Below are 22,394 nucleotides of genomic sequence, written 5' to 3' on the forward strand. Positions count from 1 at the left end.
AACGCCGTCACCGGCCGCGATCTGGCATAATTAATGCTTATCTCTTCCTGGGGTTACCCCAAAGTGAGTACAACCGGAGGAGACGGCCATGATAAAAATAACGCTTCCTGACGGGCATTATTATGACGAGATGCTTACCGTCGAGGGACAGCAGCGCCAGCACTATAACGCCTGGTGGCAATGGTTTCACAACACCGATCAATTCTCTATCCGGCAAAAAAAAGAGCAGGCGGAGCTGCTTTTTCACCGCATCGGCATCACCTTTAACGTGTATGGCGAAGGAGAGGGGACCGAACGGTTGATCCCCTTTGACAGCGTACCGCGCATTATTCCCGCCGCGGAGTGGCGGCGCATCGATCGCGGCATCCGCCAGCGGGTGAAGGCGCTGAACGCCTTCCTTTACGATATCTACCACGAGCAGAATATCCTGCGCGCCGGCATTATTCCGGCGGAACAGGTGCTGGCCAATGAGCAGTACCAGCCCTGCATGCAGGGCATTAATCTGCCCAACAATATCTACGCCCACATCACCGGGGTCGATATGGTGCGCAACAGCGACGGTCAGTACTACGTGCTGGAGGACAACCTGCGCACGCCGTCGGGCGTCTCCTATATGCTTGAAAACCGCAAGATGATGATGCGCCTCTACCCGGAGATGTTTGAGCAGCACCACATTGCGCCGGTGGAGCGCTATCCGGGCTATCTCCTGCAAACCCTGCGCGAAAGCTCCCCCGTGGACGATCCCTGCGTGGTGGTGATGACGCCGGGGCGCTTTAACAGCGCCTACTTTGAGCACAGCTTTCTTGCCCAGCAGATGGGGGTTGAGCTGGTGGAGAGCGCCGATCTGTTTATTAAAGCCGGCGCGGTCTACATGCGCACCACCGAGGGGCCGCGGCGGGTTGACGTTATCTACCGCCGCGTCGACGACGCCTATCTCGATCCGCTGGCCTTCCGCGCCGATTCGATGCTCGGCGTTCCCGGCCTGCTGTCGGTCTACCGGGCGGGCGGGGTGGTGCTGGCGAACGCGATCGGTACCGGCGTCGCCGACGATAAATCGATCTACCCCTTCGTGCCGGAGATGATCCGCTTCTACCTTGGCGAACAGCCGATCCTCAACAACATCCCGACCTGGCAGTGCCGCAAGCCGGAAGACCTGCAGTTCGTGCTGAACAACCTCGAGCAGATGGTGGTTAAGGAAGTGCACGGCGCCGGCGGCTACGGCATGCTGGTCGGTCCGCGCTCGACGAAAGAGGAGCGCGAAGCGTTCCGCCAGCGCCTGCTGGCAAACCCGGCCAACTACATCGGCCAGGATACCCTCGCGCTTTCGACCTGCCCGACCTTCGTCGAAGACGGCCTGTCGCCCCGACATATCGATCTGCGTCCGTTCGTGCTTTCCGGCCAGGAGATTCGCCTGGTGCCCGGCGGCCTGACGCGGGTGGCGCTGACGGAAGGCTCGCTGGTGGTGAACTCATCGCAGGGCGGCGGCACCAAAGACACCTGGGTGATGGAGGATGACGAATCATGCTAAGTCGTACAGCGAGTGAACTGTTCTGGATGGCGCGCTATCTGGAGCGTGCGGAAAGCTACGCCCGGGTGCTCGACGTAACCTGCAAACTCTCGATGATCCCCCGCCATAGCCAGCAGGCGCGGGATCTGGCCCTGCCGCTGAACCTGTCGCAGACCCACGAGCTGTTTCAGGAGCGCCACGCGCGCTTCTCGATGGGCAACCTGTTCAACTTTTTTGCCCTCGACGGCAACAACCCCGGCAGCATCTACAGCTGCGTCGAGATGGCGTGGAATAACGCCCACGCGGTGCGCGGCAGCCTCTCTGCTGAGGTATGGGAGTGTATTAACGCGACGCGCATTGAGCTGCGCAGGCTGCGCCAGCAGGGGATCAGCGAGCTCGGCAGCGACGGTTTCCTCGAGTGGGTAAAAGAGCGGGTACACCTGTTCCGCGGCGCGGTGCTGGGCACCCTGCTGCGCAACGACGCCCTCAGTTTTATCGGCATCGGCACGCTGATTGAACGCGCCTACGCCACCACCCAGCTGCTGCTGGTTAAGGATCAGCAGCTGAGCAGCGACCCGGACCCGGTGCGCGAGTACTACCGGCTGGACACGCTGCTGAACGCGGTCAGCGCCCGCGAAGCCTACAACAGCATCTTCCGCCAGCCGGTGAGCAGGGAGACGGTGATGGAGCTGCTAATTTTGCGCAACGACGTCCCGCGCTCGCTCAGGGCCTCCATTTCTGACCTGGTCGGCCAGCTGGAGCATATCGCCAACGATCGCTCCCATATGCCGCTGCGCCTGGCGCATCAGCTTAACGTCGATCTGCGTTTCAGCACCCGGGAAGAGCTGGCCAGCGCCGATCTGCAGAGTTACCTCAACGGGCTGCTGGCGCGAATTAACGCCCTGTCCGACAGCATCAGACAAACCTATCTGGAGGCGCTATGAAACTGGTTATCGACCACCTGACCCGCTACGGCTACGATGAAGAAGTCAAGTTTTCGACTCAGTACCTGCGCCTGACGCCGCGCAGCTCCGGTCGGCAAAAAATCACCTCCTGGACGCTGACGCTGCCGGACGGCGCCAGCATCGCGACCACCGACGCGTGGGGCAACGTGCTGCACGTGCTGACGCTGGATAACCCGCATAAGGAGATAGCGATCCGCGCCAGCGGGATCGTCGATATCGCGCAGGAGGACGAAGAGAGCGGGGTAGACGAAGAGGAGCTGCTTTCGCCGCTGGTCTTCCTGCGCTGCACGCCGCTGACCCGCGCCGACGAGCGGATCCGTGAGTTCGCCCACGGCCTCTATCGCGCCGACGAGCCGGAGGAGAGCCTCAATCAGCTGATGGCGGAGCTGCTGGTCAGAATGCCCTACTCGCCGGGTGCGACGCTGGTGCAGGACTCCGCCGCCGACGCTTTCGCGCGATCGAAGGGCGTGTGCCAGGATCATACTCACGTTTTCCTCGCCTGCTGTCGGGCGATGGCGATCCCGGCGCGCTACGTTAGCGGCTATGTTTATAGCGATAACGCCCAGCACGTGGCGATGCACGCCTGGGCGGAGGTGTGGCTCAACGGGCGCTGGAAATCATTTGATATTACCAATAATACCCGTAACCTGAATCAGCACCTGCGGCTGGCAACCGGGCTGGACTATCTTGACGCCTGTCCGGTGCGCGGCACCCGTCTGGGTGGCGGCGGGGAAGTTATGTTAACCAACGCTGAAGTGCGCGAACATCCTCAACAGGCGCAGCAGCAATAGAGGCAGGAACGGAGAACGATGACCTACTGTGTGGCCATGTGTTTAGCGGATGGACTGGTATTCGCGTCAGATTCGCGCACCAATGCGGGCGTGGATCATATTGCGACTTTTAAGAAGCTTCATGTTTTTCAGCAAGAGGGCGAACGGGTGCTGGTGCTGCAGTCCGCCGGCAACCTGGCCACCACCCAAAGCGTGATTAGCCTGCTGAGCGCGCGAATTCGCACCCAGCAGGAGCCTAACCTGATGCAGGTCAGCTCCATGTATGATGCGGCGATGCTGATTGGCAAAACGCTGCAGGAGGTTATTCAGCGCGACAGCAGCAACCAGCAGAACTGCGGCAATACCAACTTTAACTGTAACCTGCTGCTGGGCGGCCAGCTAGCGGGGGAGACGCACCGCCTGTTCCACATCTACCCGGAAGGTAATTTTATCGAGGCCACGCGCGATACGCCCTATTTCCAGATCGGCGAAAGCAAGTACGGTAAACCGATTATCGACCGGGTGCTGACCATCGACACGCCGCTGGAGCAGGCGATGTGCTGCGCGCTGATCTCCATTGATTCAACGCTGCGCAGCAACCTCTCCGTCGGCCTGCCGCTGGATACGCTGCTCTACCGCAGCGGCAGCCTGAGCAGCGACGAGCAGCATCGCATCACCGAAAGCGATCCTTACTTCACGACCATTCGCAGGGCGTGGTCCGAAGGGCTGCAGAACACCTTCCAGAAGCTGCCGCCGTTCGCGCCGGCGCGCGAGCGCTAAACCGTCGTCGATGACGAAAGATAGCGTCCCGGCGTCATGCCGGTCATGGTGCGGAAAAAGTAGATAAAAGCGCTGTCGCTGGCGAAATCCAGCGCCTGCGCGGCATCGGTAATGCGCTTTCCCGTCGCCAGCAGCTCCACCGCCTTCATCAATCGCCACTGCTGCCGCCACTGCTGCCAGGACATCCCGGTATCGCGGTGTAAAATGCGGCTGATGGTCTTTTCGCTGGCGCCGCACTCTGCGGCCAGCGCCCGTAACGTCGGCGGCAGGCTCTGACCGCCCAGCGCGGCCAGGCGCTTATCCTGCGGCAGGGCAAGCATCATCGGCTCATGGGCCGCCGCGCTAATCTCTGCCGCGCAGAGGGCGGCAAGATGCCAGCCGCTTCCGCTCTCCCAATCGCTGTCCCACGGGCTTGCCGCCGTCCGCTCCAGCAGCTCGCGCAGCAGCGGGCCGACGTTGAGGATCGCCGGATGTGCGGGGAGATCGGGGAAACGGGAGGGCTGAAACCACACCGAGCGGTAGTCGACGATGCTTTTCATCTCCGCGCGATGGGGGACGCCCGCCGGGATCCACGCCGCCCGGGTGGGCGGAAGCAGGCACAGCAGCGCGCCATCGTTGAGGGTCAGGCGCACGCAGCCCTGGCGGGTGAAAAGTATCTGCGCCATATCGTGCCGGTGGCTGCCGGAGTCGTGGCTGCCGAGCGCCGAGCGGACGCCAACCACCGTTTTGTTCAGCGCATCCGGGTTGAATGCCGCATGCGCATCGAGCCACGCCATAATGTCTGATTTCCGATATATATAGTCACTATGTTTATAATGTCCGATCCCCGGCCTGCCTACAATAGCGCCTCTTATTATCAGGAGGTGGATATGTTCGGGCGTTCGGCCGTGGTGCTGGTCACCGCATTACTGATGTTTCCGCAGATGGTGGAAACCATTTACAGCCCGGCGCTGACCGATATCAGCGTCCGTTTTGCCGTCAGCGCGCAGCAGGCGGCGCAAACGCTGGCGGTTTATTTTATCGGCTTCGCGCTCGGGGTTCTTTTTTGGGGGCGGGCCAGCGATCTCTACGGCCGCCGTCCGGCGATGCTGGCGGGGATCGCGGTGTACGCCCTCGGCTGCGCGATGGCGCTGGCGGTGACGGACTTTAGGCTGCTGCTGCTGGCGCGGATCGTGGCGGCATTCGGCGCCGCAGTCGGGTCGGTTGTCAGCCAGACGATCCTGCGGGACCGTTTTAGCGGCCGCCGGCTCGCTGGCCTCTTTTCGCTTATCGGCCTGGCGCTGGCGGTCAGTCCGGCGGCGGGCGTCTGGGTCGGCGGCCTGCTCGCCGCCGGCTGGGGCATGCGCGGCGTCTTCCTCGCCCTGGCGCTGCTGGCCGGCGTCCTGCTACTGCTGTGCGGCTGGCTGCTGCCGGAAACGCGGCCGGCGCGGCAGGCGAACGCGGCGTTTCTGCCGGTGCTGCGCCGGATGGCAGCCGACCGGCAGATTGGCCTGGCGGTTATCCTGGTCGCGGCGTTCAACGTCAGCCTGTTCAGCTACTACAGCCTGGCGCCGTTTATCTTCGCCGAGCTGCGCCTGCCGGTCGCCGCGTTTGGCTACAGCGGCATGGCGCTGGCCGGCGGCTCCCTGGCCGGTGCGCTGCTCAATCGCCGGCTGCTACACCGGGGCGTGACTCAGGGGCGGATGCTGCTGCTTGCCTGCTGGCTCCATCTGGCCAGCGGCGCGGCGGTGTACCTCTGGCGCGACTCGCTTTGGTTCCTGCTGCCGATGGCCGGGGTGGCGCTCGCTTTCGCTATGGCGATCCCGCTGGTGCTCGGTTCGGCGCTCGGCGCCTACAGCGATTGTCGCGGCACCGCCGGGGCCATTTTCGGTCTCGGTTACTATCTGCTGATTGGCCTCGGGCTGGCGCTGGTCGGCTGGGGGCAATCGCTGGGGGTGTCGCTGGTGGTCTGTGCCGCGCTCGGCGTCATCGCCGGTATCCGCTATTTACCCTGTTTCGCCGAAAAGAGCGCGGGCGCCGCTTAGGGCACCCGCGTCAGCTAGTTCTCCTCCGCCAGCCGCCTGCCGCTGGCGGCATCGAAGAGATGGATTTTCTCGCGCCGGGCAGTGAGATTCAGCGGCTGCTGGAGCCGGGCGTCAATGCGTCCGGCGACCTGCACGTGAACCGGGAATCCCTGCCAATCGAGATGCAGCAGGGTGGACTCCCCGGTGACCTCCATAATTTTGACCGTTCCGGGCAGGCCGTCGGGGTCCGGCTGGATATCCTGCGGACGCAGGCCGACGGTGACCGGCGCGCTTCCCTGCGCCGCCGCCGCCCGATACCAGCGTTCCGGCAGCGCCAGCCACAGCTCGCCGCAGCGCACGCCGGGAACGCCGTCGCGGCTGGCTATCTCTCCCGCCAGCAGGTTCATCGGCGGCGAGCCGATAAAGCGGGCCACAAAGGTGTTGCAGGGGCGATCGTAAATCTCCAGCGGCGGCCCCTGTTGGACGATAAGCCCCTCGCGCATCACCACGATTTGATCGGCCAGGGTCATGGCCTCAACCTGATCGTGGGTAACGTAAATCATGGTGGTCTTAAAGCGCTGGTGCAGCGACTTGATCTCCGCCCGCAGCTCCATGCGCAGCTGGGCGTCAAGGTTGGAGAGCGGTTCATCAAACAGGAAAACCTGCGGGTTGCGCACCATCGCCCGGCCCATCGCCACGCGCTGGCGCTGGCCGCCGGAAAGCGCGCGCGGGTAGCGGGCCAGCAGCTTATCGATTCCCAGCAGGCTGGCGATATGCTGGACTTTGCTTTTCTGCGTCTCTTTATCGACCTTTTTAACCTGCATATGGAAGGCGAGGTTTTCGGCTACCGTCAGGTGCGGGTAGAGGGCGTAGCTCTGAAAAACCATCGCCACGTCGCGATCGGCGGGATCGAGATCGCCAATCGGCCGGCGGTTCATTAATATCTCCCCGGCGGAAAGGGCCTCGAGCCCGGCCAGCAGCCGCAGCAGGGTCGATTTCCCGCAGCCGGAGGGCCCGACCAGCACCGTGAAGCTGCCGTCAGGAATGGTTAAATCCAGCGGCAGAAGCACCGTCTGTTTGCCGTAATGCTTGGCGACTTTTATCAGCTCAACGCTGGCCATCGGCGGTCTCCTCAATATGGTGTTGCAGGGTTCGCCAGTCGGGATAGTGGCGGGGGGAGGTACTAATGGCGTGCGCGGCAACGGCGTTGCCCCAGCGCAGCGCCTGGGCTGCCGGCTGGCCGCTTAGCAGCCCGGCGAGAAAGCCGGCGTTAAAGCTGTCGCCCGCGCCGATGGTGTCAATCACCTCGACCGGCTTCACCGCCGCGCGGTCGCCGCGCTCGGCGGTCCACCACCAGGCCCCGTCGGCGCCGCATTTGACGATGCAGCCTCCCCGGCCGCTGAGGCGCGACGCCAGGCTGCGGGCCGCCTGCGGCAGGTCGCTCATCGCGGCGAGTCCGAGGGTTTCAACTTCATTGAGCAGCAGCCAGTCGCAATCGGCCAGCCACTGGTTCACCGCTTCGCGCAGCGCCGGATCCCAGCTTTGCGGCGGCCAGCCGGTATCCACGGCGACCTGGAAGCCGCGCTGGCGCAGCGTCCGCAGCAGCCCCGGATAGTCCGGCAGCAGAGCGGTGCATAAAAAGGTCCCGCAGAGCAGGACGATATCGCCGGCCGTTGCCCGTTCCGGAAGCTGGGCGAGAACATCCTCCGCCGACAGGCGGGTGATATGCCCGTAGTTGCTGAGGAAGGAGCGCTCTTTATCGGGATGGGTAACCGCCACCGTCAGCGAGGTTTCGCAGGAGTACTGCGGCCAGCGTTCGGCGCTGCCGGGAAACTGGGCCGCCAGCCAGGCGGTAAAGGCGTCATCGCCCTGGCAGCCGATGGTGCGATGCGGGATCTGCATGGCGGCCAGCGCGAGGGCGCAGTTGCCCGCCGAGCCACCGGGGCGCAGGGCGCTGTGCTCCAGCATCACCTCCGTGCCCGGCAGGGGCCACTGCGCGAGGGTCCCCATAATCAAATCAATATTGTAATTGCCCGCGATATAGAGCACGGGCGCGGTGAGCTTGTGCATAGTTATCCTTTACTTCCACCGTTAGTGAGGCCGCTGACCAGCGTTTTTTGTAACCAGATAGCGATAAACAGAGGCGGGACCGAGGCGAGAATGCCGACGGCAGCCACCAGACCGTCGTCGGTGGCGCGTCCGGCGGTGAACCCGGCGATAGTGACCGGCAGGGTTTGAGCGGCGATATTGCTGGTAAACAGCAGCGAATAGAAAAACTCATCCCACGCCAGCAGCCAGCCAAACAGCGCCGAGGCGCCGAGCATCGGTTTCGCCAGCGGTATGGTGATGCGCAGCAGCACCTGCCAGACCCTCAGTCCGTCGAGGCGCGCGGCCTGTTCAATATCCTGCGGCAGCGCGTCAAACTGGTTTTTCACCATCCAGGTGAGGAACGGCATAATCAGCGAGCAGTAGACCAGCACCAGCCCGCTGCGGGTATTGAGCAGCCCGAAGTGTTCGAGAATAAAGTACAGCGGCAGGACGAAGGCCACCGGCGGCACCATGTAAATCCCCAGCCCGGCGTACAGCCAGCCGTCGCGGCCAGGATAGCGCGAGAAGCTGAAGGCGGCGGGCACCGCCAGCAGCAGCGAGACCAGCGTCGCCCCGGCGGCGACCAGCAGGCTGTTGCGCAGCGCGGGTAAAAATAGCGCTCCCGGCTCGCCGGGCTGCAGGGAGAGCAGGCGGCCGTAGCGGCTAAAGTCCCACTCCCCCGGCAGCCACTCCAGCGGCACGCGGGTCAGATCGGCGGGAGTGCTGACGCTCATTAAAAATAGCCACAGCATCGGCGCGAGAGTGGACAGGGCGACCAGCAGCGCCGCCAGATAGCGCAGCAGAGTGCGGATTTTACGCTTCATATTCGGTGCTCCGGCGGCGCTGGCGCAGCAGCATAAACAGATACAGGGCGATCAGCAGGGCGCACATCAGGGTCATCAGAATGGCGTAGGCCGCGCCGCTGCCCGCCCGCAGATAGCTGAAGGACTCCTGATAGACGAAAAAGCTGAGGGTTTTGGTGCTGTCGAGCGGGCCGCCGCGGGTCATCACGTAGATGATATCGAACACCTTGAAGGCGTCGATGGTCCGCAGCACCAGCGCCACGCCCAGCGGGGCGGCGATGGCCGGGAAGGTGATGGCGCGAAAGCGCCGCCACGATCCGGCCCCGTCGAGGCGCGCCGCCTCGTACAGATCCTCAGGAATGGACTGCAGCGCCGCCAGCACCAGCAGCGTGACCAGCGGATAGTTTTTCCAGATATCCGCCAGCATCACCGCATTCAGCGCCGAGTCCGGCGACCCCAGCCAGCTGCGATAGCCGTCGATGATCCCCAGCTGGGTGAGCAGCGCGTTAATGCTGCCGTAGTCCGGGTTAAAGTTAAGCCGCCACATCATCGCGTTCACGATGGTCGGCAGCGCCCAGGGCAATATCACCAGCACCCGCAGGATATTGCGTCCGACAAAGCGCTGATTGAGCAACAGCGCGACCAGCACGCCGATAACGCCCTCAATGGCGACGGAGACCACGGTAAAGTAGAGCGAACGGGCGAAGGCGGCGCGAAAATCCGGGTCGGTCAGAGCATAGAGATAGTTTTCCAGCCAGACGTAGTTCGTCGCCTCACCGTTTCCCACCAGCGCGGTATCGGTAAAACTCAGCCACAGGGTGCGCGCCAGCGGCCAGGCCGTCAGCAGAAACATCGCTACCAGCATGGGCGCCAGCAGCACCCATGCCTGACGACGCTCGCGTTGTTGCAAACTCAGCATCAAAACTCCTTAACGCAGGCGGGCCGCGCTTTTATCAACGGTCTGCATGGCGGCTTCCGGGGCTTCTTTACCCTGAAGCACCGACTGAAGCTGCTGCTGCAGGGTGTTGGAGAGCCGCGAATAGTCGGCGGTTTCCGGGCGCGAGAGCATCACGTTCAGCGATTTGTCCGCGGCGACGATCAGGCTCTCCTGGCCCTGGGCAACCGCCGGGTCGTGGTAGGAGGATTTCCACACCGGCAGGCTGAGTTTGGCGTATTTATCCTGCACCGGCTGCGAGGTCAGGTAGTGGATATACTGCCACGCCTGCTCCGGGTGCTGGCTGGCTTTGGCAATGCCTAAGCCCATCGAGCCGTTGACGGCGCCGGCTCTATCCGGGGTATCGCCGGGGGCGGGAATAATGCCGACGTCACCGGCGACTTTACTCTGTTTGGGGTCGTTGGCCATGTTGTACATATAGGTCCAGTTCAGCGCGAACGCCGCGTCGCCGTTGGAGAAGGCTTTACGCACGTCCTCTTCGAGATATTCGCGGGAGGCGGGGTTGGTCAGGCCGTCGTCCAACGATTTCTTCATCAGCGTGACCGCTTTGAGCGAAGCCGGCGTTGAGAAGTCGAGCTTGCCGTCCTGGTAGAACTTGCCGCCGAAGCCGGAGACGAGGGTGGTGTAGTCGCAGACCAGGGCTTCCGCCTGGGACCAGCTCCAGACCAGCGGGTATTTCACCACGCCTTTATCTTTAAGAATTTTGGCGTCGTCCAGCACCTGCTGCCAGGTGGTTGGCACCTGCTTGATGCCCGCCTTTTCGAGCATGGCTTTGTTGTAGTAGAGGTACTTGGTGTCGAGGATCCACGGCATCCCGAGGGTTTTGCCTTTGTAGACCACGGTATTCATTGCGCCAGGGAACACCTTCTCCCGCTCGTCGGCGGGGATCCGCGCCGAGACGTCCTGCAGCAGGTCGAAGCGGCTAAACTCCGCCGGCCAGATGGCATCGAAGAGCACCACGTCATAGCCGTTACCGCCGGCGCCGCGCGCCGCGACAATTTTGTCATGCAGCGCTTCATAGGGGACGAACTCGAGGTTGATCTTAATATCCGGGTTCTGCTTTTCGAAGTCGGCGGTCATCGCACGAATATCGTTTTCGCTGTACGCCGCCTGGGTCATAAACAGGGCGTTGACCTGGGTGGCGGCCGCGGCCGCGCTGCCGCTGATGACGAGCATAGCCAACAAACCGGCCTTCACCCGAAGTGTGCTGTGGTATTTCATGTGGCTCTCCGCTGTACTGAGAAAAAGGGGTTATGATTTATTAAATCAATTTGATTGATTTAATCGGGGCGACAATACAGCCGCAAGGTCATTCGTGGCCCTTGGCATAAGCGTAGCAAAGCTTGTGCCATGCGAAAGTCCGCCCGAGAATGTGATTGCGGGATTTGTGACGAAGGCTAGAATTGCTGCATCAGGCGCCTGGGAAAGGCAAGGAAGGGAAAGAATGAAAACATCGGGAACAAACCTTGAGCACGCGCGGGTGCACAACCGGCGGGTGGTGATTGAAGCCGTGCGCCTGCATGGCAAATTAACCCGCGCCGAGCTGGCGCGCTTGACCGCGCTGACCCCGCAAACGGTCTCTAATATTGTTGCCGAGCTGCAGCAGATGGAGATCCTCACCAGCCACGCGCCGCGGCGGGCGGCGGGGCGCGGACAACCCGCGGTGCCGGTGAGCCTCAACCCCTCCAGCGCGTGGTCTATTGGTATTCATCTCGATCACCAAACGCTGATCGTGGTACTGGTCGATCTCACCGGCGAGATCCATTTTCGCCGACTCATTTTGGTGCAAAAGCCCCAGCCTGGTGCCACCTTTGCGCGCATCGGCGAGGTGATACAGGAGCTGCGGACGCTGCCGGGGCTCGACTGGAGCCGGGTGCTGGGGATCGGCGTGGTGATGCCCGGTCCCTTTGGCGTGGAGGGGATCTCATCCACCGGGCCGACGACCCTTAACGGCTGGGAGGGCGTGGACGTCGAATCCGAGCTGGCGCGGCTTAGCGGTCTGCCGGTCACCCTCGAAAACGACGCGACGGTGGCGGCCATCGGCGAGCGTTTTCACGGCGTTGCCCGCCACCTGAACTCCTTTGTCTATCTCTATATCGGCACCGGGCTGGGTGCCGGTATTTTTACCGATGGCCATATTTATACCGGGCATGCGCATAACGCCGGGGAGGTCGGGCATATCGTCATCCAGCCCGGCGGCCGGACGTGCTACTGCGGCAATCAGGGCTGCCTTGAGCGCTATGTTTCGCTGCAGGCGGCCTATGAGTTCTGCGGCCTTGACCCGTATCGGGCGCTGCCGGAAGATCTGCTGGCGGTAGATGAGGCGCTGTTCGACCGTTGGATTGACAGCGCGCTGCCGCCGCTGCGCCAGGCGATCAACCTGCTGGAGTGCGTCTTTGATGCCGAAACGGTGGTGGTGGGCGGGACGATGCCGGCGCCGCTGCTGGAAAAAGTGCTGGCGCGCCTGCCGCCGCTGTATCAGTCGGTGCGCGGGCGCTATCTGACGGGGATGCGGGTGAAAATGGGGATGACCGGCACCGATACCGCCGCGCTCGGCGCCGCCGCGTTGCCTATATTCGATGAGTTTAACCCGCAGTTTCAGGCGCTGATGAAGTAGTCCGGCGGCCGCTAGCGTGGCCGTCGGGACTCAGGCTTGAGATTGCGCAGGGCCTGGGCCGTCAGCTCGTCGCTAATCAGCCCGCTGGCTCAGGGAGCCGTCGCCCTCAAGAAGAGAGGCTCGTTTCGTCTTCTCAGGCTTTGGGCTGCGGCAGGCGATGGATCTGCAGTACCGCTTTTGCCGCTTCCTGACCCTTTTTCACGAAGTGCCCGCGATAAAAATCGATAAATTCGGCGGCAGGCTGGAAGTTGTGCGGCGTCAGAGAGACCGAGAACATCGGCACTTCCGTCGCCAGCTGCGCCTGCATCAGGCCGCTAACCACCGCCTGGGCCACGAAGTCATGGCGATAGATCCCGCCGTCAACCACCAGCGCGGCGCAGACGATGGCATCATAGCTGCCGCTTTTCGCCAGACGCTGGGCCAGCAGCGGCATTTCAAACGCCCCGGGAACGTCCCAGCTATCAACGGTGTATTCCACCTGCTGACTATCCAGCTCCTGGCGGAATCCGCTCTCGGCCTGGCTGACGATATCCGCGTGCCAGTTGGCTTTGATAAAGGCGACTCTTAACGATGGCATGACACACTCCTGTTAAACGGTCGGCATCAGGCGATGCGGACCCAATTATTGAGACCAGCAGGTCCTCGACTCCGCTATCGATACAGGGGACCTAAAAGGCCACGCTTTCAGCGATATTGGCGACAACCTGGCTATCGGTCGGTTCGCGTTCTTTTAAAACTGAGCTCAAGGCAGATCTCGTTCTCCTCTGCGCCACCGCGCCTGAACGCGTCGAGCAGCGGTTCGGGTTGGATCCGTCTGTTAACATTATACTGTAATGTAAAGGGTCGATGCCCGCCTTTATCCAGCATGCTTTGCATAATGTGGATAATTGACGCGTCGCGGGGGAGGTGGGCAGTATCCGCCATCATCCGCATCGGCAGCGCCCCGCAGGCGCTTCGTTTACCCCACGTTTCTGGCAAAGCTAAGTCATTTAAATACTTTGTTATTTTCCGTGTTATCTCACATCTTCGAAGGATAAAAGATAACGCGGAAACGGTATTTGCAGTAATGACCAAAAAAACGTCTGTCTATTTGCACCCGCAGCAGCGCGACCTTATCCACCAGCTTTCACGCAGCCGCTTATGGCGCAGCGAACTTCCGACCTGGCTCCTGATTATCACCATTTACGGCGGCTGGTTTGCCACCCTCGTATACTGGAAAACGCTGGGGCTGCTGCCGGCAACGCTGCTGCTGATCTGGTTTAGCGCCTGGTATATGTCGTTACAGCATGAGCTGATACACGGCCATCCGACGCGCTGGCCGCGCCTGAATCAGCTGCTGGGCATCCTGCCGCTGGCGGTGTGGTATCCCTACGGCCTGTACCGGGATTCGCATCTCGCGCACCACGATAATCACCATCTCACGCTGCCGGTCGATGATCCCGAATCCTACTATTTTACCGCCGAGAGCTGGCGGCGTTTCGCGCCCTGGCAGCGCCGGGTGATTCATCTGCGCAACACCTTTATCGGACGGCTGCTGCTGGCACCGCTGCTGGATATTGCGCAAACGCTCGTCAGCGCGTGGCGCGCCTTTCGCCTGCGCCAGAAGGCGGCGATGGCGATGTGGGCTACCCACGGCCTGCTGCTGGCCGGCCTGTTTGCGCTGATGGTGCACGTTGAGTTCTCGCCGCTCTATTTTGTCGCCGCCGTCAGCTATCCGGCGCTGGCGCTCACCAAGGTTCGCTCCTTCCTTGAGCATCGGGCCGCCGACGATCCGCTGGCGCGCTCGGTGATTAATGAAGCGGGGCTGGCGTGGCGGGTGCTGTTTCTTAACCTCAACTATCATTCAGTTCATCACGACCTGCCGGGGATCCCCTGGTACGGATTGCGTAAACTTTATCTGCTCGAACGGGAGAGCTACCGGCAGCGTAACCACGGCTTTGTGGTGCGCGGCTATGGCGAATGGCTGCGGCGCTTTTCGTTTCGCGCGGTGGCGGTGAACGCCCATCCCGGCGTAAAAAAGCGGCCTGTCGCGGGGGAGAACCATGAATAACGTTGTCGATTTTCCCATGTATGCGGTTAATCATGAAGAGACGCGGGCGCTGTGGCTGGCGCTGCGCGAGATCCTCGCGGCCCGCGGGGTGGCAGTGGCGGACCTGCCGGCGCGATGGCCCCGGGATGAGCTGCTGAACCACTGGCGCGATCCGCAGCTGCTGCTGAGCCAGACCTGCGGCTATCCGCTGGTCACCCTGCTTGCGGATGTGCAGATCGTCGGCTGCTTTCACTACGCGGCGGAGGGCTGTGAAGGGGCGAATTATCGTAGCCTGCTGGTGAGCCAGGAGGCGAACCGGCATCGGACGCTGGCGGATTTTCGCCATCGGCGGGCGGTGTGCAATTCGCCAGACTCCCAGTCCGGCTACAATGCGCTGCTGGAAAGGGTGGCGCCGCTGGCCGAGAGCGGCCGCTTTTTTTCCGCCGTGCGCTGGAGCGGCAGCCACCGCCAGTCGCTGATTGAATTACAGCAGGGAACGGCTGATATCGCGGCGATTGACTGCGTCAGCTGGGCGCTGCTGCAGCGCCACGACCCCGCGCTGCTTGCCGGACTGTGCGTTATCGGACGCAGTCCGTTGGCGCCGGGGCTGCCGCTGATAAGCAGCAAAGATACGCCGCCGGCGACGATGGCGCTCCTGCGCGAGGCGCTGCATCAGCTGGTTACCGGCGCGCAGTACCGGGATATTTGCCGGGCGCAGCTGATCGACGATTTTAGCGTTGTGACGCGCCAGCCGTATGCGCAGCTGCTGGCGTGGCGCGCCGAGGCGGCGACAAGGGGCGTGACCCAACTGTAGGCGGGTGAAGGAGGCCCGGCCTCCTTCGGCGCAGGCTAGCGCGGACCCGGCGCGGTAAAGCGGTTTTCCGCCGCCGGCAGCCCGAGTTTCTCCCGCAGCGTGCCCGACGGGTAGCTGGTGCGCATCGCGCCGTTACGCTGCAGGATCGGCACCACCTGGTCGACAAAGCGATCGAAATCCCCCGGCAGCAGCGGGAACATCAGGTTAAATCCGTCCGCCGCGCCAGCGCGCCAGGTGGCGGTCAGCGCGTCGGCAACCTCCTCCGCGCTGCCGATCAGCAGCCAGCTGTCGGAGCTTTGCAGCAGCAGGCGCCCCAGCTGCAGAACGGTCAGGCTGGGATCGTAGTGGCGGATAAGCTGCAGCGCGGTGCGGATGCCGTCAAACGTCGCCTCGTCCGGCAGCGGCGGCAGGGGCTGGTCCGGCGAGTGGGCGCTTAAATCCATCCGCAGGTAGGACGAGAGCAGGTCTATCGCCATCTGATCGCTCATCAAACGCTCGTTAAGCCGTTGGCGCTCCTCCTTCTCGGCGTCGGAATTGACCACCACGGGCAGAACGCCGGCGATGATTTTAAAGTGCGCCGGATCGCGCCCATAGTCCCGCAGCCGTTGATTCATCTCCTGACGATAGGCCAGCCCCTCTGCAATGGATTTAATAAACACGAAGTGCATATCTGACCACGCCGCGGCGAGGTTTTTCCCCGCCTCGGAAGACCCCGCCTGGACCAGCACCGGATGACCCTGCGGCGGGCGCGGGACGTTGAGCGGCCCGCGGACGTTAAAGAACTCGCCGCGATGGTTGAGGTGGTGCACCTTAGACGCATCGGCAAACAGGCCGCTCGTTTTGTCATACAGCACCGCATCGTCCTCCCAGGAGTCCCAAAGGCGGGTGACGACATCGATAAACTCCCCGGCGCGCTGGTAGCGGTTGCCGTGCTGCGGAAGCTGGTCGAGGCCGAAGTTCGCCGCTTCCTCTTCCAGCCACGAGGTGACCACGTTCCAGCTCGCCCGACCGCCGCTGAGAAAGTCCAGCGAGGCAAAGTAGCGGGCGAGATTGTAGGGCTCGTTGTAGGAGGTGGAGGCGGTGCCCATCAGGCCGATATGCTCGGTCACGGCGGCAAGGGCGGCGAGCAGGGTGATGGGCTCCAGCCGTGCGTTGGCGTAGTGGGTTAAGCCGCTGGGCACCGTATCCCAGATGGCAATGTGGTCGGCGACAAAAATGGCGTCGAGGGTGGCGGCCTCGGCCTTCTTCGCCAGCTCCGCGTAGTAGCCGAGGGTGAAAATTTCTTTGCCCGGCGCCTGAGGATGGCGCCATGAGAAGCGGTAATCCCCCTGCGGATTAAAGAAAAACAGGTTCAGAATCATATGATTTTCAGACATGTGCGACTCGTTTGCGGTTATTGCCGATCCCTGGCATGGAGAGGTTAGCGGTTTGCCAGATGGTCGTTGACCCACGCTTCCGCCACGGCGGCCGGGTCTTTATGCTGCAGATCGACCTGCTGGTTGAGCTCAATCAGGGTGGCGTTGTTCAGCTTGCCGGAGACGTCGTTCAGCACCTTGCTCACCGTCGGCGTCAGGCTGGCTTTACGCACCAGCGGCACCACGTTCTGGCTCGGCTGCTCGTGCTTATCGTCATCCAGCACCACCCAGTCCTCTTTCGCCAGGTTGCCCTGGGTAGAGATAACCGTCGCAACGTCGATTTTGCCGGAGTTGAGCGCCAGGCGAGTCAGCGGCCCGCCCATATCGAGGGATTTTACCGCCTTAAATTCGAGGCCATAGACGCGCTTAAGCCCCGGCAGGCCGAGCGCGCGCACCGCCAGCTCCGGTGGCCCGCCGATCGTCAGCTGATGAGCGATGGGCTGCAGATCGGAGAGCTTGCTCAAGCCGTACTTTTTCGCCGTGTCGGCGCGAACCGCCCACGCGGTAATTGAGGTCGCCGGGGAAGGCGTCAGCAGCGTGAAGTCGGCGGGCAGAACCTTAGCCAGCTCGGCGCTGACGTCGCTCTGGCTGGTGGCCAGGGTTTTTCCGTCGTAGTAGTTAAGCAGGGCGCCAAGATACTCCGGCACAATATCAATTTCGCCGCTCTTTAATGCCGGAATAATGATCTCGCGGTTGCCGAGATTAAGTCGGGTACTGACCTCAATATTATTTTTCTTCAGCGCGCTGGCGTAAATATTCGCGAGAATAGAGCTCTCGGTGAAATTAGCGCCGCCGATCGTGACGCTTTCCGCTAATGAGCTAAAGCTTAAGCCGAGTAACCCGACGGCTAATAGTGACAGGCGAAAACGGCGACGGTGAAAAGGGAAAGCTAATATATTGTGCATAGTGCCTCGCTAGGTGAATAAATATCCGTGATGCGTTAAGTCAGCCACGGGTACGCTGCCGCCCGTGTGAGATATTCGGGCCGCGGCAATGGGTGATAAAAACTAATACTCCGGAGTGCCGATGGTATGGGTGAAGCGCCGGTCAATCAGTGAAAAGAGCAGCTCGCTGCCGATGGCCAGCAGGGAGACCACCAGCGAGCCGGCGATCACCTGCGGAATATCGCGCTGGCCGAGCCCGTCAATCAGAAACCGACCGAGGCCGCCGAGGCCCGCATAGGCCGCGACGACGGCGGTGGCGATAAGCTGTACCAGCGCGGTGCGCATTCCGGCGAAAATAAGCGGCGCGGCCAGCGGGATCCGCAGCTGCCAAAGGCTTTGTAGCGGCGTCATGCCCAGCGCCTTCGCCGCATCGCACAGCTGGCGGTCGGCGTGATAGATCCCGACCCAGGCGTTGGTCAGAATCGGCGGAACGGACATGGCGACCAGCGCGGCGAAGAGCGGAATATCGTTAAAGCCGAACAGCAGAATGCACAGCAGAATTAATCCCAGCGCCGGAACTGCCCTGCCGATATTAAATAAGTTAATGATCACGAAGGCGCCTTTGCGCCAGTAGCCGAGCGCAATTCCCGTGGGCAGGGCAATGGCGGAGGCGATCAGCATGCTCAGCGTAACGTAATAAATATGCTCCCGCAGGCGCACCAAAATACCGCCGTCGCTGAGCCAGTGTTCGGGCTGCAAAAACCAGCCCAGCGTTGCCTGTAGGATATCCATCAGCGCGTCCAGGGCGTAAGCCAATAGCCAACGCGGGCGATCAGCGAGTCAAATAACAGCGACAGCGCAAGGCTCAATGCCAGGCTGACAATGACAGGAGTAATAAAATCCTGGTTAAACCCCGCCAGCAGCAGCTGTCCCAGCCCGCCCTGGCCAATCAGCGCGGTCACCGTCACCAGCCCAACCAGGGTGACGGAGGCGATGCGCAGGCCGGCGAAAAGCGACGGTGCCAGCAGGTGCAGCTCGATATCAAAAAAGCGGTAGCCGCGGGTGTAGCCCAGCGCGCGGGCCGACTCCAGCACCGCCGCCGGCAGCTTCTCGATGCCGGCAAGCGTGTTGCGCAGCAGGATCAGCAGGGAATAGAGCGTCAGGCCGATGACCGAAGTGGTCAGCGACAGGCCGGTAAACGGCAGCAGTAAAATGAACAGCGCCAGCGAGGGGATCGTAAACAGGACCCCGCAGAGATAGAGCAGAGGCTGCGCGGCCTTCGGCCAGCGCAGAGTCAGGCCAATCAGTAATCCCGTCAGCAGGGTGCCAAAAAAGAGCGAGATAGCCACCAGCTGGGTATGCTGCCACAGCAGCGCGCCGATCATCATCCGGTTGTCGAGGATCCACTGCCAGTCAACCATAGCGGCGAATTTCCACCAGACCATCCAGCACGTGCTGGAGCAGCGAGTACGAAACGGTGCCCTGATATTTTCCGCTGTCGTCGACGTGTACCAGCACGCCGCCCGGCGCATCCAGCAGCGCGCTGTAGGCAAAGCGCAGGCTGTGCAGCGCGGCCAGCGGCTGGGTGATGGGCAGCGAAATGCGCCGGTGCGGGTCGAACCACTGCAGCGGACGCTGGTGCTTATCGAGGATCAGCTGCAGCGGGCTGCTGAGGGTTGGGTGACGGCTGGCGATCGGCGCATGCTGCTCGTCAACCAGCGCCACGTCATGGCGCGGCAGCTGGCCGACCTGAATCATGCCCAGCCGCTTGAGGTTGGGCTCGGGGCCGATAAAGCGGCGGACAAAGTCGCTGGCCGGGTGCGATAAAATATGGTCAGGAGAGGCAAACTGCGCCAGCACGCCGCCCTCCTCGAAAATGGCAATTCTGTCGCCCAGGCGGATGGCCTCGTTAATATCGTGCGTCACCAGCACTATCGTTTTATGCAGGCGTTGCTGGAGCAGCAGCAGCTCGTCCTGCAGGCGTTCGCGCACCAGCGGGTCGATGGCGGCAAAGGGCTCATCCATCAGCAGCACCGGCGGGTCGGCCGCCAGCGCCCTGGCGATAGCAACGCGTCCCTGCTGGCCGCCGGAAAGCTGATGCGGATAGCGCTCAAGCAGCAGGCGGTCCAGCGACATTAAATCGACCAGCTCGGCAATGCGCGCGCGGATCTGCGTTTTGCTCCAGCCGAGCAGGCGCGGTACCGTCGCGATATTTTGCGCCACCGTGCGGTGCGGAAATAACGCCGCACTTTGCATAACAAAACCAATTTTGCGGCGCAGCTGGATAATATCGCTTTCGGCTATTTTTACACCCTGCACGTAGACGTAACCGGAGTCCGGCTTATCGAGCTGATTAATCATCCGTAATAGGGTGGTTTTACCGCAGCCGCTGGGGCCAACGAAGGTGCAGAGTTCGCCGCTATTAATCGTCAGGTTCAGATTGCTTATTGCCGCATGCGCGCTGCCGGGGTAGGTCTTATAGATATTTTCGAGTCTAATCATTTGCCGCCGTCGCGCCCTGAAGTTTATTTCATGGAAAGCATGAATAAACTACAAGCTACAGAGGCGGTGATTAACCGGCAAATATGATATTTGCATTTGCAATGCCGCTATTTGAATTTAACGCGTGGGGGAAAGCTGATAATGAAAAGGCCACGATAACCGTGGCCAGGAGCATAATTAAAGCAGCAGGTAGCTGAGTGCGGAAAAGGCAACCATCCCGGCAATTACCGTCGCAAACAGGCTGCGGGTGAGGACGCCGGCCACCGTCGCGGCGGCGGCGGCCAGCAGCGAAATGCTGATCCCCGAGCCGCTTAGCGCCGGTTTGCCGAGCAGCTCTGCGGCAATAATCGCCGCCATAATGGCGGACGGAATAAAGCTCAGCCACTGCTGGATAACCGGCGCCAGGCGAAAACGCGAAAGCAGTAAAACAGGCACCGTGCGCATCAGGGCGGTGACCAGCGCGGAGGCGAGAATGGCAAGGATAATATTGCGTTCCATCTATTGTTCTCCTTTGGACGTCAGGCGCAGCCCGACCGTTGCCAGCGTTGCCGCGACCGACGCCGCCACGATGACCACAACGCTCATATCGGCGTGGCCGGCGGTGAACAGGGTGATGACCACCGCCGTCGCAATGCTGAAGGCCTCCAGCGCTTTACGCCGGCTGGCAAACCAGATCATCAGCACCAGCCCGATAAACATCGACACCAGGCTGAAGCTCAGCCCCTCCATCAGCGACGGCGGAAGGGCGGAGGCTAACCCCGCGCCGACCACGCAGGCGAGGATCCAGTTCAGCCACGCGGCGACGTTGAGCCCGAGCATCCACGCGTAGGGCACTTTGTTGTGCCCGCTGCCGCGCTGGACCGCGACGCCGAAGGTTTCATCGGTCAGCAGCAGCCCGCTGATAATTTTTTGCCCGGTCGTGTATTCCCGAAAGAATACGCTCATGGCGGAGCTCATCAGCAGGTAGCGCAGGTTCACCAGCAGTACGCTCAGCACCACCGAGGCGACTTCGGCGCCGGTGGCCCACAGCGAATAAAACAGGAACTGGGCGGAGCCCGCGTACAGCGCGCTCGCCAGTAGCGCCGTCTGCGCGGTGGTGAACCCTGATAATGTGCCGATAGCCCCGGCGGCAAAGCCAATGCTCCAGTAGCCGGGGATGGTGGGCAGGCAGGCGATAATGCCCGCGCGAAACTCCGCGGCTGCCTCATCCCTGGGCGAGGTCTTCTTGTTCATCAACATCAAATAGTCCCGAATTGTCCGTCACTGAATGATAATCTTAAGAAATCGTCAGGATCGCTATAGTAAAATCCTGCTCATTGGCTGAAATATCAATTTTGCGCAATAAAAAGGGTGGCGGGGTGGCGAAAGAGATACGGGATGATATCAGGCTCTGGCGGGACAGCGAGCTGCACGGTGGGATGGAGATCCTCCGCGCCTCCTGCTACGAGCACAGCTATCCGCCGCACTTTCATCATGAATATGTGATTGCCGCCTTCGCCCGCGGGGCGCAGCGCACGCGCATCTGCCGGGAGCGCGGCATCGCGGCGGCGGGGACGGTGATGGTTATCATGCCCGGCGAAGTGCATACCGGCGAAGCGGTGCAGCGTGACGAAGGCTGGGATTACTGCGCATTTTATCCTTCAGCGCAGCTGATCGATGAGGTGGCCGCAACGGTGCTCACCGGCGCAGGCGAGGTCCATTTTGGCGGCGAAGGGATGCGCCACGACCCGCTGATGGCCCGCAGCATGCTGCAGGCCTCCGCCGTGCTTGGCGCCAGCCGCGATCCGCTGGAAAAAGAGTGCCTGATGTATCAGGTGCTGAATATGCTGGTGGGGCGCTATGCCGGGCGCAGCGCTCGCGGTGGCCGACGGGATGCGATCCGCGCCGACATCCGTCGCGCCATCGAGTTTTTACACTGCGCCTATCAGCAGCCGCTGGCGGTTAAGGAGATTGCCGGGGTCGCCGGGCTGAGCGAGTTTCATTTTATGCGCACCTTCCAGACACAGACCGGGCTGTCGGTCCATCAATACCTGACGCAGCTGCGCCTGGTCAGAGCCAAAGGGCTGCTGGCGAAAGGCTTCGGCGCCGCTCAGGTGGCGACGGACGTCGGGTTTTACGATCAAAGCCACCTGATTAAATACTTCCGCCTGCATTATGGCACCACGCCCGGCGTTTTTGCGGCCTCATCGATATAGGCCGTCCGACAGACGCTTCCCGGCACAGCGAATGATTTTGCGTATGCAACTAACATATCCGTATTTG

The 22,394-nt window shown here is 62.0% G+C and carries 23 protein-coding genes and 1 pseudogene; 9 read left to right on the plus strand and 15 right to left on the minus strand.

What is annotated here, in order from left to right; all coding sequences use genetic code 11:
• Positions 1-88 precede the first annotated feature (88 nt).
• Genes RTE01_RS10015 through RTE01_RS10030 form a run of 4 tightly spaced genes read left to right on the plus strand, consistent with a single transcriptional unit; the run spans position 89 to position 4,022 of the window.
• The gene (locus tag RTE01_RS10015) at positions 89-1,528 is read left to right on the plus strand and encodes a circularly permuted type 2 ATP-grasp protein (protein WP_041146162.1); all 1,440 of its coding nucleotides are present in this window, start codon (positions 89-91) and stop codon (positions 1,526-1,528) included.
• Positions 1,522-2,451: an alpha-E domain-containing protein gene (locus RTE01_RS10020; RefSeq protein ID WP_134526626.1), complete on the plus strand. Its 930-nt coding sequence runs from the start codon at positions 1,522-1,524 to the stop codon at positions 2,449-2,451. Before RTE01_RS10015 ends, RTE01_RS10020 begins: the two co-directional genes overlap by 7 nt.
• The gene (locus RTE01_RS10025) at positions 2,448-3,263 is read left to right on the plus strand and encodes a transglutaminase family protein (protein WP_041146160.1); all 816 of its coding nucleotides are present in this window, start codon (positions 2,448-2,450) and stop codon (positions 3,261-3,263) included. The genes RTE01_RS10020 and RTE01_RS10025 overlap by 4 nt, the downstream gene beginning before the upstream one ends.
• An 18-nt stretch (positions 3,264-3,281) precedes the next feature.
• Positions 3,282-4,022: a proteasome-type protease gene (locus tag RTE01_RS10030; protein ID WP_041146159.1), complete on the plus strand. Its 741-nt coding sequence runs from the start codon at positions 3,282-3,284 to the stop codon at positions 4,020-4,022.
• Here RTE01_RS10030 and RTE01_RS10035 read toward each other — a convergent pair.
• A complete protein-coding gene (locus RTE01_RS10035; protein WP_041146158.1) occupies positions 4,019-4,798 on the minus strand; it encodes an AraC family transcriptional regulator in 780 nt (259 codons plus the stop codon). The two genes, RTE01_RS10030 and RTE01_RS10035, sit on opposite strands and share 4 nt — an antisense overlap.
• Positions 4,799-4,891: 93 nt before the next feature.
• Between RTE01_RS10035 and RTE01_RS10040 the strand changes: the two genes are divergently transcribed.
• The gene (locus RTE01_RS10040) at positions 4,892-6,046 is read left to right on the plus strand and encodes an MFS transporter (protein ID WP_134526623.1); all 1,155 of its coding nucleotides are present in this window, start codon (positions 4,892-4,894) and stop codon (positions 6,044-6,046) included.
• Between the two features lie 14 nt (positions 6,047-6,060).
• On the opposite strand, the gene RTE01_RS10045 is transcribed toward RTE01_RS10040, so the two are convergent.
• Genes RTE01_RS10045 through RTE01_RS10065 form a run of 5 tightly spaced genes read right to left on the minus strand, consistent with a single transcriptional unit; the run spans position 6,061 to position 11,092 of the window.
• A complete protein-coding gene (locus RTE01_RS10045; protein WP_041146156.1) occupies positions 6,061-7,146 on the minus strand; it encodes an ABC transporter ATP-binding protein in 1,086 nt (361 codons plus the stop codon).
• Entirely contained in the window at positions 7,133-8,095 is a 963-nt protein-coding gene (locus RTE01_RS10050; RefSeq protein WP_141334963.1) for a carbohydrate kinase family protein, read from the minus strand. Before RTE01_RS10050 ends, RTE01_RS10045 begins: the two co-directional genes overlap by 14 nt.
• Before the next feature lie 2 nt (positions 8,096-8,097).
• Positions 8,098-8,937 carry a carbohydrate ABC transporter permease gene (locus tag RTE01_RS10055; RefSeq protein WP_134526620.1) on the minus strand — a complete coding sequence of 280 codons (840 nt, stop codon included), beginning with the start codon at positions 8,935-8,937 and terminating at the stop codon, positions 8,098-8,100.
• Positions 8,927-9,835: a carbohydrate ABC transporter permease gene (locus RTE01_RS10060; protein ID WP_041146153.1), complete on the minus strand. Its 909-nt coding sequence runs from the start codon at positions 9,833-9,835 to the stop codon at positions 8,927-8,929. Before RTE01_RS10060 ends, RTE01_RS10055 begins: the two co-directional genes overlap by 11 nt.
• 9 nt (positions 9,836-9,844) lie before the next feature.
• Entirely contained in the window at positions 9,845-11,092 is a 1,248-nt protein-coding gene (locus tag RTE01_RS10065; RefSeq protein WP_134526616.1) for an extracellular solute-binding protein, read from the minus strand.
• 223 nt (positions 11,093-11,315) lie between these two features.
• Between RTE01_RS10065 and RTE01_RS10070 the strand changes: the two genes are divergently transcribed.
• Positions 11,316-12,488: an ROK family transcriptional regulator gene (locus tag RTE01_RS10070; protein WP_141334965.1), complete on the plus strand. Its 1,173-nt coding sequence runs from the start codon at positions 11,316-11,318 to the stop codon at positions 12,486-12,488.
• Positions 12,489-12,621: 133 nt separating this feature from the next.
• Here the strand turns inward: RTE01_RS10070 and RTE01_RS10075 are convergent, their stop codons facing one another.
• The gene (locus RTE01_RS10075) at positions 12,622-13,065 is read right to left on the minus strand and encodes a 6,7-dimethyl-8-ribityllumazine synthase (protein ID WP_134526613.1); all 444 of its coding nucleotides are present in this window, start codon (positions 13,063-13,065) and stop codon (positions 12,622-12,624) included.
• Between the two features lie 91 nt (positions 13,066-13,156).
• Positions 13,157-13,430 (minus strand): annotated as a pseudogene (locus RTE01_RS26525) (aminotransferase); the annotation flags it as partial.
• Positions 13,431-13,554: 124 nt separating this feature from the next.
• On the opposite strand from RTE01_RS26525, the gene RTE01_RS10085 reads away from it, so the two are divergent.
• Positions 13,555-14,538: a fatty acid desaturase gene (locus tag RTE01_RS10085; RefSeq protein WP_134526610.1), complete on the plus strand. Its 984-nt coding sequence runs from the start codon at positions 13,555-13,557 to the stop codon at positions 14,536-14,538.
• On the plus strand, positions 14,531-15,331 hold the full coding sequence (locus RTE01_RS10090; RefSeq protein WP_134526607.1) for a phosphate/phosphite/phosphonate ABC transporter substrate-binding protein: 801 nt from the start codon (positions 14,531-14,533) through the stop codon (positions 15,329-15,331). The genes RTE01_RS10085 and RTE01_RS10090 overlap by 8 nt, the downstream gene beginning before the upstream one ends.
• Before the next feature lie 35 nt (positions 15,332-15,366).
• Here the strand turns inward: RTE01_RS10090 and RTE01_RS10095 are convergent, their stop codons facing one another.
• The 7 genes from RTE01_RS10095 to RTE01_RS10125 form a co-directional block, all read right to left on the minus strand.
• A complete protein-coding gene (locus RTE01_RS10095) occupies positions 15,367-16,707 on the minus strand; it encodes an NtaA/DmoA family FMN-dependent monooxygenase (RefSeq protein WP_141334967.1) in 1,341 nt (446 codons plus the stop codon).
• Between the two features lie 44 nt (positions 16,708-16,751).
• On the minus strand, positions 16,752-17,651 hold the full coding sequence (locus RTE01_RS10100; RefSeq protein ID WP_041146145.1) for an ABC transporter substrate-binding protein: 900 nt from the start codon (positions 17,649-17,651) through the stop codon (positions 16,752-16,754).
• Between the two features lie 102 nt (positions 17,652-17,753).
• Positions 17,754-18,422, minus strand: coding sequence for an ABC transporter permease (locus tag RTE01_RS10105; RefSeq protein ID WP_041146144.1), 669 nt, complete (start codon positions 18,420-18,422; stop codon positions 17,754-17,756).
• A complete protein-coding gene (locus tag RTE01_RS10110; RefSeq protein WP_123551586.1) occupies positions 18,422-19,051 on the minus strand; it encodes an ABC transporter permease in 630 nt (209 codons plus the stop codon). Before RTE01_RS10110 ends, RTE01_RS10105 begins: the two co-directional genes overlap by 1 nt.
• Positions 19,044-20,132, minus strand: a complete 1,089-nt coding sequence (locus RTE01_RS10115) for an ABC transporter ATP-binding protein (RefSeq protein ID WP_076947394.1) — start codon at positions 20,130-20,132, stop codon at positions 19,044-19,046. The genes RTE01_RS10110 and RTE01_RS10115 overlap by 8 nt, the downstream gene beginning before the upstream one ends.
• 177 nt (positions 20,133-20,309) lie before the next feature.
• Entirely contained in the window at positions 20,310-20,630 is a 321-nt protein-coding gene (locus RTE01_RS10120) for an AzlD domain-containing protein (protein ID WP_134526604.1), read from the minus strand.
• On the minus strand, positions 20,631-21,371 hold the full coding sequence (locus RTE01_RS10125) for an AzlC family ABC transporter permease (RefSeq protein ID WP_041146140.1): 741 nt from the start codon (positions 21,369-21,371) through the stop codon (positions 20,631-20,633).
• 131 nt (positions 21,372-21,502) lie between these two features.
• On the opposite strand from RTE01_RS10125, the gene RTE01_RS10130 reads away from it, so the two are divergent.
• Positions 21,503-22,327, plus strand: coding sequence for a helix-turn-helix transcriptional regulator (locus tag RTE01_RS10130; protein WP_134528551.1), 825 nt, complete (start codon positions 21,503-21,505; stop codon positions 22,325-22,327).
• The last annotated feature ends 67 nt before the right edge of the window (positions 22,328-22,394 follow it).

Source organism: Klebsiella terrigena (assembly GCF_006539725.1).
Lineage (GTDB): Bacteria > Pseudomonadota > Gammaproteobacteria > Enterobacterales > Enterobacteriaceae > Klebsiella > Klebsiella terrigena.

Coding starts and splice junctions, on each gene's coding strand:
- RTE01_RS10020 (WP_134526626.1), top strand. CDS start 1,522: ATGCTAAGTCGTACAGCGAGTGAACTGTTCTGGATGGCGCGCTATCTG.
- RTE01_RS10035 (WP_041146158.1), bottom strand. CDS start 4,798: ATGGCGTGGCTCGATGCGCATGCGGCATTCAACCCGGATGCGCTGAAC.
- RTE01_RS10055 (WP_134526620.1), bottom strand. CDS start 8,937: ATGAAGCGTAAAATCCGCACTCTGCTGCGCTATCTGGCGGCGCTGCTG.
- RTE01_RS10040 (WP_134526623.1), top strand. CDS start 4,892: ATGTTCGGGCGTTCGGCCGTGGTGCTGGTCACCGCATTACTGATGTTT.
- RTE01_RS10070 (WP_141334965.1), top strand. CDS start 11,316: ATGAAAACATCGGGAACAAACCTTGAGCACGCGCGGGTGCACAACCGG.
- RTE01_RS10120 (WP_134526604.1), bottom strand. CDS start 20,630: ATGGAACGCAATATTATCCTTGCCATTCTCGCCTCCGCGCTGGTCACC.
- RTE01_RS10065 (WP_134526616.1), bottom strand. CDS start 11,092: ATGAAATACCACAGCACACTTCGGGTGAAGGCCGGTTTGTTGGCTATG.
- RTE01_RS10060 (WP_041146153.1), bottom strand. CDS start 9,835: ATGCTGAGTTTGCAACAACGCGAGCGTCGTCAGGCATGGGTGCTGCTG.
- RTE01_RS10050 (WP_141334963.1), bottom strand. CDS start 8,095: ATGCACAAGCTCACCGCGCCCGTGCTCTATATCGCGGGCAATTACAAT.
- RTE01_RS10025 (WP_041146160.1), top strand. CDS start 2,448: ATGAAACTGGTTATCGACCACCTGACCCGCTACGGCTACGATGAAGAA.
- RTE01_RS10105 (WP_041146144.1), bottom strand. CDS start 18,422: ATGGATATCCTACAGGCAACGCTGGGCTGGTTTTTGCAGCCCGAACAC.
- RTE01_RS10085 (WP_134526610.1), top strand. CDS start 13,555: ATGACCAAAAAAACGTCTGTCTATTTGCACCCGCAGCAGCGCGACCTT.
- RTE01_RS10115 (WP_076947394.1), bottom strand. CDS start 20,132: ATGATTAGACTCGAAAATATCTATAAGACCTACCCCGGCAGCGCGCAT.
- RTE01_RS10090 (WP_134526607.1), top strand. CDS start 14,531: ATGAATAACGTTGTCGATTTTCCCATGTATGCGGTTAATCATGAAGAG.
- RTE01_RS10030 (WP_041146159.1), top strand. CDS start 3,282: ATGACCTACTGTGTGGCCATGTGTTTAGCGGATGGACTGGTATTCGCG.
- RTE01_RS10075 (WP_134526613.1), bottom strand. CDS start 13,065: ATGCCATCGTTAAGAGTCGCCTTTATCAAAGCCAACTGGCACGCGGAT.
- RTE01_RS10095 (WP_141334967.1), bottom strand. CDS start 16,707: ATGTCTGAAAATCATATGATTCTGAACCTGTTTTTCTTTAATCCGCAG.
- RTE01_RS10125 (WP_041146140.1), bottom strand. CDS start 21,371: ATGTTGATGAACAAGAAGACCTCGCCCAGGGATGAGGCAGCCGCGGAG.
- RTE01_RS10015 (WP_041146162.1), top strand. CDS start 89: ATGATAAAAATAACGCTTCCTGACGGGCATTATTATGACGAGATGCTT.
- RTE01_RS10100 (WP_041146145.1), bottom strand. CDS start 17,651: ATGCACAATATATTAGCTTTCCCTTTTCACCGTCGCCGTTTTCGCCTG.
- RTE01_RS10110 (WP_123551586.1), bottom strand. CDS start 19,051: ATGGTTGACTGGCAGTGGATCCTCGACAACCGGATGATGATCGGCGCG.
- RTE01_RS10045 (WP_041146156.1), bottom strand. CDS start 7,146: ATGGCCAGCGTTGAGCTGATAAAAGTCGCCAAGCATTACGGCAAACAG.